Source organism: Streptomyces arenae (genome assembly GCF_022343545.1).
GTDB lineage: Bacteria > Actinomycetota > Actinomycetes > Streptomycetales > Streptomycetaceae > Streptomyces > Streptomyces humi.
In genome coordinates, this window is sequence record NZ_JAKQYH010000072.1 from 128,260 (window position 1) to 142,277 (window position 14,018).

A 14,018-nucleotide genomic window follows, 5' to 3' on the forward strand; every position below is an offset into this window, starting at 1 on the left:
CTGGCATGCCCCACGTGTTCATCAACTACCGCACCGGCGACGGCGAGCGGACCGCGGCCCTCCTCGACCAGGAGCTGTCACGTCGCTTCGGCCAGGACCGCGTCTTCCGCGCGTCCAGGTCCATCACCCCAGGGGAGGCCTACCCCAACGTTCTCCTGACCGCGTTACGCCACAGCAGCGTGCTGCTGGCCATCGTAGGACCGGACTGGACGAACTTCCGCAGTCGGTTGCAAGATCCCGAGGACTGGGTGCGCAAGGAGATCGAGGCCGCGTTCGAGTGCGGGCTCATCGTCGTTCCCGTGCTGGACGGCCGCAAGACCGACCGGCTGAACAAAGCGGCCATGCCCCCCGAGCTGGCGCGGCTCGCCGATCTGCAGTCGGTACCGTTCGACAGCACCCACGACACCGAGGCCGGCATCCGGCGTATCGGCGATCTGATCGCCGAGCTGGTGCCCGAGCTGCGAGACCTGATCGAGCCCGGCGAGCCGTCGCCGACGTCGACCAGCGTGCACAACTCGATCGGGGACGTGAGTGGAACGTCCGTCCAAGCGGGCGACTTCAGCGGTGACGTCGGCGGCACGATCGTGAAGAACTCCCACGGCACGGTCCACACGGGCAGCGGCAGCATCTACAACAACTCACGCCATGTGTCGGGCGTCCGCTACATCTCGGGCACCGGGACGACGTACACCGAGGGCGACCACCACGGGGACGTCCACCAGCGGTTCGGGGAGCCGGAGCGGCCACAGGACGACCGACGGTGAGCACAGAACACACCACCCGGGTCGAGAGCACACGGGGCGTCACGCACACGGGCGACGGCCACATCTACGTCAACCTCGGCTCCGCTGCCCACGAACCCCGAAAGCCGGTCTTCCGGCAGCTTCCCGATGATCAACTGCGCTGGATCCGAAGGGTGTTAGTCGCTCCGGTCAACATGGGAAGGGCACGCAACACGCTCGAGGAGACGGGCACCGTCATCCTCGACGGTGCTCCCGGCAGCGGCCGCTCGGCCACGGCTCGCGTTCTGTTGCGCGAACACCACCGTCCCGGCGGTGCTTTCCGCGAACTCCTGCCCGCCGAGCGGGACGAGTTGCCGCTGTACGACCCGGCTTTCGTCGACCCGGGCGACCGGCTGCTGCTCGACCTGTCCTCCGCGGAGACCGGTCTGTGGCATGCGGCCCGGGGCGGGCTTCCCGCCCTGCGCCAGACGGTGCGCGAGCGGCGGGCCCATCTCGTCGTCGTCATGCCGCACGAAGGGGCCCTCGATCCAGACCTGCAGCACTTCCGTGTCGAGATCGGACCGCCAGCTTTCACCATGGAGGTTCTCAGACGACACCTGCGCGCCCACGGCGTGCCGTGCGAGCAGTTTCTCCGGAACGACGTCACTGTTGACGAGTTCCTGAGCGAACGCAAACCCATGCGGGATATCGCCGACTTCGCCGACCGCATACGCCGTGCCCGCGAAACGACCGGGCCCGGCGAGGGATTCCCCGAGTGGTGCGCGGCCGCGAAACGCGCGCGCGCCGGGCGCCGCGCCGAAGTCGCCGACCGCGTCGCTGGTCTGCCCGACGCCTCCCAACGCGCCCTGATGGTCACCGTGTCCATGCTCCACGGCGCGCACGCCGACGTCGTCCACCGGGCGGTCGCATTGCTGCTGAGCACGGTCGGGGCCCCCGAGGAGGAGACTCCGCTCCTCCAGCGCAAGGACCTCGCCCAGCGGCTGTCGGAGATCTCGGCCCGCCCGGGGCCGGACGGTCGCGTGCGGTTCACCGAGCTGGACTACGACTCCGCCGTCCGCGCCCACTTCTGGGACCACATGCCCGACCTGCGGCCGCACCTCGGCTCGTGGGCCGCGCGGGTCGTCGAGTCGAGCGACCCGCATCTCGTGCCGGACGTCCGCGACGGACTGGTGGCCCGGCTGGCGGGTGAGTATCTGCGAACCGGGCGGCCCGACGCGCTCGCCGCGCTCGCCGAACGGTGGAGCGCACAGGGAGCGGGCAGAGCCCGGTCGGAAGCCGCGGTCCAGGCGCTCACCTGCGGTCTCGCGGACCCCGCACATGGCAGGGACTTCCGCGAGCGGATCTACCAGTGGTGCGCGTACCGCCGGCTGACCGGTGAGTTCGCCCAGGTGCTGGTCCAGGTCTGCGCCGACGTACTCGCGCTGGACCATCCGGATCACGCCCTGATCCGGCTGCACCATCTCGCCCGGCGTGAGCGCGGCACGGCCCATGCGCTGCAGGCTGTGTGTGACCTGGTGGCCGGCAGCAGACGGCTACGCCGAAGGCTGCTCGACCGGCTGGCGCGCGGCGACCTCGCACCGACCGACTTGGCCATCTTTCTGCGCGTCAGCGATCCGGAGCCGCTCACGGACCGCTCCGTCACCACTCGCGCCCTGGTCGACGAGGACGGGGTACGACGCTCGCTGATCACGTGCTGGCGTGCCGTGCTGACCCACGCGGTGTCGCGCCCGGAAGGCCGACGCGTGGCACCACGGGCAGAGATACAGAGCTGGCTGCACTGGGCGGCCGAGGGCGCCGGTGACCGGGGGGAGGTCCTCCTCGACCTGCTGGTCGCTGCCGCCGACCGATGCGGGGAGGACCGGGGTGCGGCGTTCGCCGCGTTGTACGCGTCCGCACGCCAGGCGGAGTTCGCTTCTCCGGGCGCCGGCGCCCACTCCACCGAGACGACCGACCTGTTGCTCCACAAAATCGGTGTGGCACAGAACCTCGGTCCTGCCGCCCCGTCGGCATCGGCCAGAAGGGGGCGATCATGACGACCGCACGCAAGACGACGACCGTGTTCCTCACTGTTATGTGCGGCCTGCTGCTGACCATCGTCGGCCTGGTGCAGCGATGGCCCGGCTGGACCTGGCCGGCGCTGGCCGCGCTTCTTCTCGTGCTGCCCGCGGTCACCTTCCGGGTGGCCTCGCAGCTCCGCGGCCCGGTGCCGGTCAGCTTCGAGGAGCAGCTCACGGCTGCCCCGGTGGAGCGAACCGAGTACCGCGTCAACCGAGTCGCGCTCCCGAGCCTCTGGGACGACTACCAATTCGTCTTCTCGGCGACCGTACGGTGGTGCTTCGCCGACGGTCAGGGGCGCGGCACGGTCGTCAACCCGGCCGGCCTCGCCGTCGACGCGGTCCTCAGCCGGGCCCGCGCGATTGCCGAGAAGCGGGAACCCGGCCACGCCTCGCTCCTTCAGCACGAACTCGGCGGCGCCCTCAGCCGCATGTGCCCGGATTCCACAGGCCACCTCCGGGCGATGGCGGAGGACATCAACCTCACGCTGCCCGACGAGGATCAGGAGCGTCTGGATCGGCTCGCCGGCGTGCGCAAGGACGAGGCGGTCTGGGAGCACCAGCGCAAGTACGAGCAGAGCAAGCGCCGGTATCTGGGCGAGGACGCCCTCAAGGACACCGGCAGCGCCGTCGTGTGGTGGCTCACCAGGAACGACGAGCATGTGGCGAAGACCGTGGCCGACCTCCCCTTGCTGGCGCAGCTGACCTCCGCTGCCAACGACACCGACATCCCCGAGCGCCTGCTCGAGATGCTGCCGAACCGGCCAGGAGGACCCTGGACGCCGGACATCGGCACGGAGTCTGCCGATCTCCCAGCCCGTGAGCCCTCGGCTGCAGACCACCTGTCGGGGTTCTTCGAAGCCATGGGCTTCACGGAGGACGACGACCGGCGGGCGATGCTGGCCCGACAGTTCTCGCAGCTCGTCGAGCAGCACAACCGCCACGAGACAGCGGAGGATCTCCTGCGTCGATTCGATCCGCCGAGACCTCCCGCTCCCGAGACCGGAGCGGAACCGGCGCCCGCCCCCGGGCCGCCGGCCGACACGGCCTGACCGTCGACCAAGACATTTCATCCCTGCGCATCCAGGAGGACGCGATGGACGCGGAACTGGCCGCAATGGCGGCATCGGGGGCCACCACCCTGGTCTCCCTCATGGTCACCGATTCCTGGACTCACGCCCGCGCACTGATGGGCCGGTTCCTGGCACGTGCGGGCGCGGACACCGTCGCGATCACCGACCTGGACGACGCGCGTGCGCGGCTGCTCCTCACGGGCACCGCGGTGGACGAGCGCGCCGCGTCCGGCATCGCGGCCGAGTGGCAGACTCGTCTCTGCGGGCTGGTGGAAGCCGGGGCGCTCACCGGCGAGGAACTGAGTGCTCTCGGGGCGTCGCTGCGCCGACTGGCGGCCGCCGCAGCGGGCCGCCCAGCACCGGTGCACAACACCGTCTCCGGCGGCACCCAGCACGGCCCGATCGTCCAGGCCGGCACCGTCACCGGCCTGGCCTTCCCGCCGGATCCGTCTCCGCGCCGGGAATAGGGCTGAAGACCGGACCGCGGGTGTCCTGTCGACGCCGGGCTCGATGGAGCTGTCCACGTGCCATCCCGTCGAGGGCTCCGTCATCTTGTGCTGGCGAGGCCGCCACTGCTTCGCGTATTCCGCGACGGTCTGCTGACCGAGTTCGCGGCGCACCTCGGCAACGGATGGCGCCGTTGTCTTCTTCTCCGCGTAGATCTCCGTGAGACGCTCGATAGCGTCGTCCTGCGTGTCGTAGCCGGGCCTCTTCACGCTGCTTGCCGAGAGCGTCCCGGAACCGAATCGTGTACGGGTGCGGGCAACGGGTCGCCCTGGAACAACCGCACTCCTTGAACGGTTCTCGAAGGCTCCGACGCGGCGGGTGCTGCGGCACTTCTCACCGTCCGTCATGCGTCATGCGAGCCATGCGGACTCCTTGTGACGTAGGCGTGGGGAGACGTCCGAGTGGCCCGCGACAGCTGGTGTGCCCGTGGTGCCGGGTACGGCCGAGTGCCCCAGATGCCGGTGCACGAAGTGGATGGCCATCGCGCCCTCACCGGCCGCGGAGGCCACCCGCTTCACCGAGCCGCTACGGACGTCCCCGACCGCGAAGACCCCGGGCAGGCCGGCCTCCAGGGTCATGCACGAGCGCCCACGGCCGTGCCACACCTCGGGGTGGGCGCAGGCTTCCTGGGCCTCCGGCCCGGTGAGGACGAAGCCGCGGGAGTCGAGGGCGATGGTGCCGGCGAGCCACTCGGTGTGGGGTTCGGCGCCGGTGAAGACGAACAGGCTCCGTACCGCGAGCCGGCGGTGTCCGCCCGTGCGGTTGTCGACCACGTCGAGCTCCTCCAGCACTTCCTGTCCGATGACCTCGGTGACCTCGGTGTGCAGCATGACCTCCACCCGCGGATGGCGCTCGACCTGGTCGACCAGGTAGCGGGACATGCTGGCCTCAAGGGCGGCTCCTCGGACCAGCAGGTGCACCTTCGGCGCGTACCCGGCGAGGAACAGCACCGCCTGGCCCGCCGAGTTGCCTCCGCCGACGACGGCCACCGGGTCGGTGCCGCACTGCTGGGCCTCGTAGACGGTCGCCGAGTAGTGCACGCTCGTTCCCTCCAGGCGTTCGATGCCGGGCACCTGGAGCCGGCGGTAGCGGGCACCCATGGCCAGGACGACGGCGCGGGCGGCGATCTCGCTGCCGTCGGCGAACGCCACGACATAGTGGTCGTCGTCCTTGCGATGGAGACCGGTCGCCTCCAGGGGAAGGCTGATCCCGGCGCCGAACTTCTCGGCCTGGAGCACGGCGCGTTCGGTGAGTTCGGCGCCGGAGATGCCGGAGGGGAAGCCGAGCAGGTTCTCGATGCGGGACGACGTGCCGGCCTGGCCGCCGGTGGCCATCGCCTCCACCACCGTGGTGCTCAGACCCTCGGAGGCGGCGTACACCGCGGCAGCGAGGCCTGCGGGTCCGGAGCCCACGATGAGGACGTCGCCATGACGGTTTCCGGCGGGCATTGAGGGCAGGCCGATGAGCCGGGCCAGTTCCGCGTTGCTGGGGTTGCGCAACAGGGTGGTGTCCCGCCAGATGACGAGTGGTGTCTCCGCCGGGCCGACGCCGAAGCGGCGCAGCAACTCCTCGGCCTCCTCGTCGGTCTCCAGGTCGATCCAGCGGTGCGGCAGCCGGTTGCGGACGGCGAACTCGCGCAGCCGTCTGGTGTCGGGCGAGTAGCGCGAGCCGATGATGCGGAAGCCGGCGCCCTGTCCGACGAGCAGCGCGCGACGGCACAGACAGGCGCGCAGCACGACGTCCCCGATGGCGGGGTCCTGGGACACCAGGTGGCGCAACTGGTCCAAGGAGACGACGAGGACCTCGCCGGGCTCCCTGACGACGGCGGTGTAGAAGGCCACCTGTCCGTACAGCAGGCCGAGTTCGCCGATGAAGCGACCGGGGCCGTGCACGCGCAGCACGTGCTCCTCGGGAGTGCCGTGGTCCTCGACGACGGCGACGGTGCCGCTGAGGACGACGAAGAACGTCTCGCAGCGCTCCCCCTCCCGGATCAGCACGTCGTTCGGAGCCGTGGTCCGGCGTTGCCCGTGCTCCGCCAGACGTGCTGTCTGGTCCTCCGTGAGGCGCGGGTACGCGCCGTAGACGTCCGGGGTCTCCCAGGAGGCGGCCTCGTCCGCTTCCTCCGGCACCGGTACATCGCCCGGCAGCGACTGGTCGCCGGACATCAGACGAACGCCTCGTGGACGAAGCACCAGCGCCAGTCCTCGCCGGGCTGGAAGGACCGCACGATCGGATGGGCGACGGCAGCCGCGTGCTTGCGCGCGTGCTTGTTCGGCGAGGAGTCGCAGCAGCCGACGTGCCCGCAGGTCAGGCAGAGCCTCAGGTGGACCCACGGGGAGCCGAGCGTCAGACACTCCTGACACCCTTCTGGGGTCAGCGGCTGGACCGGCCGGACGAGCGCGAGGTGGGGGTCTGCGTGCAGGGTCATCCGGATCACCCTTTCCGGGCGGTGATCGACTGTTCCACCCACCGGCGCAGAGCGGGGGCGGGTGCCGCCCCCGCCTGCCGGGCGACCGTCTCGCCCCGGTCGAGGATCAGCAGTGTCGGTACGGCCTGGACCTGAAAACGCCGCGACAGCCGCGGGTTCTTGTCGACGTCGACCTTGACGAGTTTGATGCGGCCGGCGAGATCGGTGGCGACCTTCTCCAGTGCGGGGCTGACCATGCGGCAGGGGCCGCACCAGGTGGCCCACAGGTCGACCACGACGGGGATGCCGGCCCGCTCGGCGACCTCGGTGAAGTCGTCGTCGCCCGCGTCCACCATCCACGGCAGGGGCTGCTTGCAGTGGCCGCACCTGGGGCGGCCCTCCGCGGCCACGGGCACCCGGTTGGTGCGCCCGCAGTGGGGACAACTGACGGTCGTCGCCTGCATCGTGCTCATGCCGCCCGCGCTCCCTTCACGTCCTCGGGCGGGTCGTAGGTGACCACCAGCTCTCCGTGTTCGGCGTCGACGCGGACCGTCGCGCCGTCCTGGACGTCACCGCGCAGCAGGGCGCGCCCGACCATCGTCTCGACCTCGTGGGAGATGTAACGCCGCAGCGGCCGGGCCCCGTACACCGGGTCGTAGCCCTGGTGGGCGATCACCTCGCGTGCGGCATCGGTGAGTTCGACGGTGATGCGGCGTTCGGCGAGCCGGCGGCGCAGTTCGTCGAACTGCAGCTCCACGATGTGCTCGATCTGCCGCTCGCCGAGCGGCTTGAACAGCACGATGTCGTCGACGCGGTTGAGGAACTCAGGGCGGAAGTGCCCGCGCAGCTCGCCCATCACCAGGGCGCGCGCGTCCGGCTTGATCTCGCCCTCGGCGGTGGCGCCGTCGAGGAGGTGCTCGGAGCCGATGTTGGACGTCATGATGATCACGGTGTTGCGGAAGTCGACGGTGCGGCCCTGGGAGTCGGTGATGCGGCCGTCGTCGAGGACCTGCAGCAGGGTGTTGAAGACATCGGTGTGCGCCTTCTCGATCTCGTCGAACAGCACGACCGAGTAGGGCTTGCGGCGTACGGCCTCGGTGAGCTGGCCGCCTTCCTCGTAGCCGACGTATCCGGGCGGTGCGCCCATGAGCCGGCTGACGGTGTGCCGCTCCTGGTACTCGCTCATGTCGAGGCGGACCATGTTCTCCTCGGAGTCGAACAGGGCCGCCGCGAGGGTCTTGGCCAGCTCGGTCTTCCCGACGCCGGTGGGGCCGAGGAAGATGAACGAGCCGATGGGGCGGCGCGGGTCGCGGATGCCGGAGCGGGCGCGGATGATGGCGTCGGCGACGAGTTTGACGGCCTCGTCCTGGCCGATGACGCGCTCGCGCAGGATCTCGTCGAGGCGCAGCAGCTTCTCGCGTTCGCCCTCCTGGAGACGGGCGACGGGGATGCCGGTCCAGGCGGCGACGATCTCCGCGATCTCCTCCTCGGTGACGACCTCGCGCAGCAGCCGGTTCTGCCCCTGTTTGGCGGCCAGTTGCTCCTCCTCGGCCTTCAGCCGACGCTCCAGGTCCTGGAGGCGGCCGTAGCGGAGTTCGGCGGCGCGGTTGAGGTCGTAGGCGCGTTCGGCCTCCTCCGCCTCGATGCGGACCTGCTCCAGTTCCTGGCGCAGCTCCTGCACGCGGCGGATGGCCTGCCGTTCGGCCTCCCACTGGGCGCGTTTGGCGTCTGCCTCGCCGCGCAGGTCGGCCAGTTCCCTGCGCAGTTCCTCCAGACGTGCCTTGCTTGCGGCGTCGGTCTCCTTGGACAGGGCCGCCTCCTCGATCTCCAGGCGGGTGACGCGGCGGGTGATCTCGTCGAGTTCGGCGGGCATCGAGTCGATCTCGGTACGCAGCCGGGCGCAGGCCTCGTCGACGAGGTCGATGGCCTTGTCGGGCAGGAACCGGTCGGTGATGTAGCGGTGGCTGAGGGTGGCCGCGGAGACCAGTGCGGTGTCCTGGATCTTCACGCCGTGGAAGACCTCCAGGCGCTCACGCAGTCCGCGCAAAATGGAGATGGTGTCCTCCACGCTCGGCTCGTCGACCAGCACCTGCTGGAAGCGGCGTTCGAGGGCGGCGTCCTTCTCGATGTGCTTGCGGAACTCGTCGAGGGTGGTGGCGCCGATCATGTGGAGTTCGCCGCGGGCGAGCATCGGCTTGAGCATGTTGCCCGCGTCCATGGCCCCTTCGGCGGCGCCCGCACCGACGACGGTGTGGAGTTCGTCGACGAAGAGCAGGATGCGCCCCTGGGCGGCCTTCACCTCGGACAGCACGGCCTTGAGGCGTTCCTCGAACTCACCGCGGTACTTGGCGCCGGCGACCAGGGAGCCCATGTCGAGAGCGAACACCGTCTTGTCGCGCAGGCCCTCGGGGACGTCGCCGCGCACGATGCGCTGGGCCAGGCCCTCGACGATGGCGGTCTTGCCGACGCCGGGATCGCCGATGAGGATGGGGTTGTTCTTGGTCTTGCGGCTGAGGATCTGGGTGACGCGGCGGATCTCCGCGTCACGGCCGATGACCGGGTCCAGCCGCCCGGTCCGGGCCTCCAGGACCAGGTCGCGGCCGTACTTCTCCAGAGCCTCGTAGGCGACCTCGGGGTTGGCGGAGGTGACGCGCTGGTTGCCGCGGACCTGGGTGAGCGCGCCCAGGAACGAATCCCGGGTCACGCCGTGCTCCTTGAGCAGGCGTCCGGCGGCGGTCGCCGAGCCCTCCTCGGCCAGGGCGAGCAGGAGGTGCTCCACGGACACGTACTCGTCCTTGAGGCGTTTGGCCTCCCGCTCGGCGGCATCGAGCAGGCGGGACAGGCGCTGGGTGACGAAGACCTGGCCGGGTGCCGCGCCGGGGCCGGTGACCTTCGGGCGGCGGGAGAGTTCCTCGCGTACGGCCGCGCGCAGCTCCTTCGGCTCGGTGCCGGCCTGTTGCAGCAGCCGTGGGATCAGACCGTCCTCCTGATCGAGGAGCGCGAGCAGCAGGTGTTCCCCGTCGACCTCGGTGTGCCCCATGCCGACGGCCGCGCTCTGGGCCTCCTGGAGGGCTTCCTGCGACTTCTGGGTGAGACGGTTCATGTCCATGGGGGTGTTTCACTCCTCGTACCGGTGCGGCGCAGGGCGGTTTCGAGCATGCTGATGCGGTCGAGCAGGTCGAGCACGAGGCCGATGGATGCGTAGTTGAGGCAGAGTCCGGCGCGCAGCCGCTGGATACGTGCGAGAACCGCCGGGGCCGTGGGGTCGAACGCCAGTCGCCCCGCGGAGTCGCGTTCGGCGTCGACCAGGCCGAGGGCGACGAACCGGCGGATCAGGTCGGGGTGGAGGCCCGAGCGACGGGCCACGGCGGCCAGGGAGAGCCTGGGGACGGGCACGAGCGCGTACCGGACAGCTGTCGAGGCGGTGACGTCGGCGCCCGTTCGTACCGGGCGGCCGCCCACGTCGGCCCGGCCGATGCCTCCCGCTCCCGCGGGTCGGTCGTTCATCGCGTCCTCCTGGGGTCGAACGAGGAAGTGGCGGCGAGCTCCTCGAACAGTTCACGCTCCCGGTCGTCGAGGGCGGGAGGCACCATGACGCGCAGTTCGGCGTACAGGTCGCCGTTCGCGCCCCGCGGGTTCGGCATGCCCTCACCGCGCAGCCGCAGCCGCCGGCCGCTGGACGAGCCCGCTGGCACCGTGACCTTCGCCGTGCCGCCGCCGGGCGTGGGCACCGGCACGGTCGCGCCCAGGGCCGCCTCCCACGGGGCGACCGGGACCTGGACGTGCACGTCACGGCCGTCCAGCCGGAACCGGGGGTGGGGCTGGACACGTACCCGCAGGTACAGGTCGCCCGCGGCCGCGTCACCACTGCCCTGGCCCCCCTCACCCGCCAGCCGGATGCGCTGCCCGTCGGTGACGCCCGGCGGCACGTCGACCTCGTACCGCCGCGGCTGCCCGCTGGGGCCCGCGAGTGTGACCGTGCGACGGCCGCCTCGGTAGGCCTCTTCGACGGTGAGCGGCAGTTCGGCCTCCTGGTCCGCTCCGGGGACGCCGCCTCGGGCGGCGCCGCCTCCGAACATGGAGCCGAGCAGGTCCTCGATGTCGATGCCCTCCGCGCCGAAGCCGTCACCGAAGCCGGTGGTGTAGCGGACGCCAGGGCCGCCCGCGCCCGCGGTCCTCCGACCGCGGAAGCCGCCGCCGGCTCCGGCCGCGACCCGTTCGTCGAAGTCCTCGGGGATCTTGCGGAAGTCCTCGCCGAAGCGGTCGTAACGGGCCCGGGTCTTCGGGTCCGACAGGACGCTGTACGCCTCGTTGAGGTCCTTGAAACGCTCCTCCGCCCCGGGGTCCTTGTTGACGTCCGGGTGGTGCCTGCGGGCGAGTTTGCGATATGCCTGCTGGATCTCGTCCTGGCTCGCGGTCCGCGACACGCCCAGCACCTCGTAGAAGTCCCGTGCCATGACCGGTCACTCCCGCTTCGCGACCGTCACGGCGGCGGGCCTGAGCTGCCGTTCGCCGTCCCCGTAGCCGGGGCGCAGAACCTCGACGACGGTGCCCGGCGGGGCGTCGGGGTCCTGGACGACACCGACCACCTCGTGCCGGGCCGGGTCGAAGGCGACACCGCTCTCCGCGTGCCGCGGGTAGCCGAGCAGTTCCAGGACGTTCACCGCCTGGTCGCGTACGGCCCGGACGCCCTCCACGATCGCGTTCGGATCGGCGCCGGCATGGGTCAGGGCGAGTTCGAGGTTGTCGAGGACGGGCAGGAAGGCGGCCGCCGTGCGGGACCGCTCTGCCGCCCGTTCGCGCTCCAGTTCCCTGGCGTGACGCTTGCGAAGGTTGTCGAGGTCGGCGAGCGCGCGCCGCCAGCGGTCCTCCAGTTCCTTGATCGCGGTCGTGTACTCGTCCTCGGCTGGCGCGGGGCCGGCGGCATCGGGTCCCGGTTCGCCGTTCGCCGCTTCCGGGCGGGGCGGCACCGGTTGAGGCAGATCCCCGCGAGTACCGGGTCCGGCGCCTTCGGGGACCTGTGCGCCCGGATCCGAAGCGGCCCGGCCGGGTTCCTGGGGATGGGTGGGCATGGCGCGCCTCAACCCTTGTCGAACTCGGCGTCGATGACATCATCGTCACCGCCACCGTCGCTCGTGGGACCGCCGTTGGCGGCGTCCTGGCCGGGACCACGGCCGGTGGCGGCGCCCTGATGTGCCGCCAGTCCGGCGAGCACCTGCTGGAGTTCGGAGGTCAGCGGCCGCACGCGCTCCGCGCCCGCCTCTTCCTTGACCGCCGCCCGGGCGTCGGAGACGAGCATCTCGGCGCGTGCCTTCTCGTGCGCGGGCGCCGCGTCGCCCAGTTCGGCGAGACGCTTCTCGACCTGGTACGCGACGGCGTCGAGTTCGTTGCGGGCGTCGACGGCCTCGCGGAGTGCCTGGTCCTGGCCCTGGTTGCGCTCGGCCTCCTGGACCATGCGTTCGACCTCACTGCGGTCGAGGTTGGAGCTCTCGCTGATGGTGATGCCCTGTTCCTTGCCGGTGTCCCGGTCGCGGGCCTTGACGTCGAGGATGCCGTTGGCGTCGATGTCGAAGGTGACCTCGACCTGTGGTTCGCCCCGCGGCGCCGGCCGGATGTCGGTGAGCTGGAACCGGCCCAGCACCCGGTTGTCGGCGGCCCGCTCGCGCTCGCCCTGGAGGACCACCACGTCGACAGCCGGCTGGTTGTCCTCGGCGGTGGAGAAGGTCTCGCTGCGGCGCACCGGGATGGTGGTGTTCCGCTCGATGATCTTCGTCATCACTCCGCCGCGTGTCTCCACGCCCAGCGAAAGGGGTGTGACGTCGAGCAGCAGGACGTCCTTGACCTCGCCCTTGAGCACCCCGGCCTGGATCGCGGCGCCCAGGGCCACGACCTCGTCGGGGTTGACGCTCATGTTGGGTTCCTTGCCGCCGGTGAGCCGGCGGACCAGAGCCTGGACGGCGGGGATGCGGGTGGAACCGCCGACGAGGATGACCTCGTCGATGTCGCTCTCGCCGACCTTCGCGTCGGCCATCGCCTGCTCCACCGGTCCCAGGCAGCGCTCCACCAGGTCGCCGGTGATCTGCTCGAAGGTGGACCGCATGATCGAGTCGGTGAGGTGCTTGGGGCCCGAGGCGTCGGCGGTGATGAACGGCAGGCTGACCTGCGTCTGCGTCACCGAACTGAGCTCGGTCTTGGCCTTCTCCGCCGCCTCGAACAACCGTTGCAGTGCCTGCGGGTCCTTGCGCAGGTCGATGCCGTTCTCCTTCTGGAAGTCGTCCGCGAGGTGGTCCACCAGACGCCGGTCGAAGTCGTCGCCGCCCAGGTGGCTGTCACCGGCGGTGGAGCGCACCTCCACCACGCCGTCGCCGACGTCGAGGATGCTCACGTCGAAGGTGCCGCCGCCCAGGTCGAAGACGAGGACGGTCTCGTGCTCCTTCTTGTCCATGCCGTACGCGAGGGCGGCCGCCGTCGGCTCGTTGATGATCCGCAGCACCTCAAGACCGGCGATCCGTCCGGCGTCCTTGGTGGCGGTGCGCTGGGCGTCGTTGAAGTAGGCGGGCACCGTGATGACCGCCTCCGTGACCCGCTCCCCCAGCTGCTTGGACGCGTCGTCGGCGAGTTTGCGCAGCACCTGTGCGCTGATCTCCTCAGGCGCGTACAGCTTGTCGCGCACCTTGAAGCGGGCCGCCCCGCCGTCGCCCTCGACGACGTCGTACGCCACCGCCCTGGCCTCGTCGGAGACCTCGTCGAAGTGCCGGCCGATGAACCGCTTGGCCGAGTAGATGGTGCCCTTGGGGTTGAGGATCGCCTGGCGCCGGGCCAGCTGGCCCACCAGACGTTCCCCGGTGTCGGTGAAGGCCACCACGGACGGTGTCGTGCGGTTGCCCTCGCTGTTGGGCACGACGGACGGCTCGCCGCCCTCCCACACGGCGATCACCGAGTTGGTGGTGCCCAGGTCGATGCCCACTGCCTTGGCCATGAGGAACTCCTCCCGGTGCGGCGCCTGCGTCGACTCTCCGGATCACGTTCGTTCGGACAGAGGTGGGCCTCCGCCGGTTTCCCGTCGGTGTGCACGGAGGGTCTCGAGCACTCCCCAGGGTGACGAACCGGGTGGCTCCACGCCTGCGCCTGGGGAGTCAGGAATGCACGGGTCCGGTCGCCCCACGAGTACGAGAGAAAGAACCCACACGTGTCGGGTAGCCGGCCCGGGACCGGGTACGCGAAAGCCGCTCAC

General features: G+C 70.7%; 12 protein-coding genes. 4 read left to right on the forward strand and 8 right to left on the reverse strand.

Annotated elements, in window-relative coordinates:
* Nucleotides 1-5: 5 nt before the first annotated feature.
* Genes MB828_RS34775 through MB828_RS34790 form a run of 4 tightly spaced genes read left to right on the forward strand, consistent with a single transcriptional unit; the run spans nt 6 to nt 4,337 of the window.
* The gene (locus MB828_RS34775; protein WP_301651656.1) at nt 6-764 is read left to right on the forward strand and encodes a toll/interleukin-1 receptor domain-containing protein; all 759 of its coding nucleotides are present in this window, start codon (nt 6-8) and stop codon (nt 762-764) included.
* Nucleotides 761-2,776, forward strand: coding sequence for a hypothetical protein (locus tag MB828_RS34780; RefSeq protein ID WP_301651657.1), 2,016 nt, complete (start codon nt 761-763; stop codon nt 2,774-2,776). Before MB828_RS34775 ends, MB828_RS34780 begins: the two co-directional genes overlap by 4 nt.
* Complete coding sequence (locus MB828_RS34785; RefSeq protein WP_301651658.1) at nt 2,773-3,849, forward strand: hypothetical protein; 1,077 nt, start codon at nt 2,773-2,775, stop codon at nt 3,847-3,849. Before MB828_RS34780 ends, MB828_RS34785 begins: the two co-directional genes overlap by 4 nt.
* A 44-nt stretch (nt 3,850-3,893) precedes the next feature.
* Nucleotides 3,894-4,337 carry a hypothetical protein gene (locus tag MB828_RS34790; RefSeq protein ID WP_301651659.1) on the forward strand — a complete coding sequence of 148 codons (444 nt, stop codon included), beginning with the start codon at nt 3,894-3,896 and terminating at the stop codon, nt 4,335-4,337.
* A 390-nt stretch (nt 4,338-4,727) separates the two neighbouring features.
* On the opposite strand, the gene MB828_RS34795 is transcribed toward MB828_RS34790, so the two are convergent.
* From MB828_RS34795 to dnaK, 8 genes are read right to left on the reverse strand one after another with little or no spacing between them, the layout of a single operon-like run.
* The gene (locus tag MB828_RS34795; protein WP_301651660.1) at nt 4,728-6,542 is read right to left on the reverse strand and encodes an FAD-dependent oxidoreductase; all 1,815 of its coding nucleotides are present in this window, start codon (nt 6,540-6,542) and stop codon (nt 4,728-4,730) included.
* Complete coding sequence (locus MB828_RS34800) at nt 6,542-6,805, reverse strand: UBP-type zinc finger domain-containing protein (protein ID WP_301651661.1); 264 nt, start codon at nt 6,803-6,805, stop codon at nt 6,542-6,544. Before MB828_RS34800 ends, MB828_RS34795 begins: the two co-directional genes overlap by 1 nt.
* Nucleotides 6,806-6,810: 5 nt before the next feature.
* Nucleotides 6,811-7,257 (reverse strand): thioredoxin, encoded by a 447-nt coding sequence (gene trxA, locus MB828_RS34805; protein ID WP_301651662.1) that lies wholly within the window; start codon nt 7,255-7,257, stop codon nt 6,811-6,813.
* Entirely contained in the window at nt 7,254-9,893 is a 2,640-nt protein-coding gene (gene clpB, locus MB828_RS34810; protein ID WP_301651663.1) for an ATP-dependent chaperone ClpB, read from the reverse strand. Before clpB ends, trxA begins: the two co-directional genes overlap by 4 nt.
* A complete protein-coding gene (locus MB828_RS34815) occupies nt 9,884-10,291 on the reverse strand; it encodes a chaperone modulator CbpM (RefSeq protein ID WP_301651664.1) in 408 nt (135 codons plus the stop codon). The genes clpB and MB828_RS34815 overlap by 10 nt, the downstream gene beginning before the upstream one ends.
* A complete protein-coding gene (locus MB828_RS34820) occupies nt 10,288-11,241 on the reverse strand; it encodes a J domain-containing protein (protein WP_301651665.1) in 954 nt (317 codons plus the stop codon). The genes MB828_RS34815 and MB828_RS34820 overlap by 4 nt, the downstream gene beginning before the upstream one ends.
* A gap of 6 nt (nt 11,242-11,247) precedes the next feature.
* The gene (locus tag MB828_RS34825) at nt 11,248-11,856 is read right to left on the reverse strand and encodes a nucleotide exchange factor GrpE (RefSeq protein WP_301651666.1); all 609 of its coding nucleotides are present in this window, start codon (nt 11,854-11,856) and stop codon (nt 11,248-11,250) included.
* 8 nt (nt 11,857-11,864) lie between these two features.
* Nucleotides 11,865-13,763 (reverse strand): molecular chaperone DnaK, encoded by a 1,899-nt coding sequence (dnaK, locus tag MB828_RS34830; protein ID WP_301651667.1) that lies wholly within the window; start codon nt 13,761-13,763, stop codon nt 11,865-11,867.
* Nucleotides 13,764-14,018: the final 255 nt, after the last annotated feature.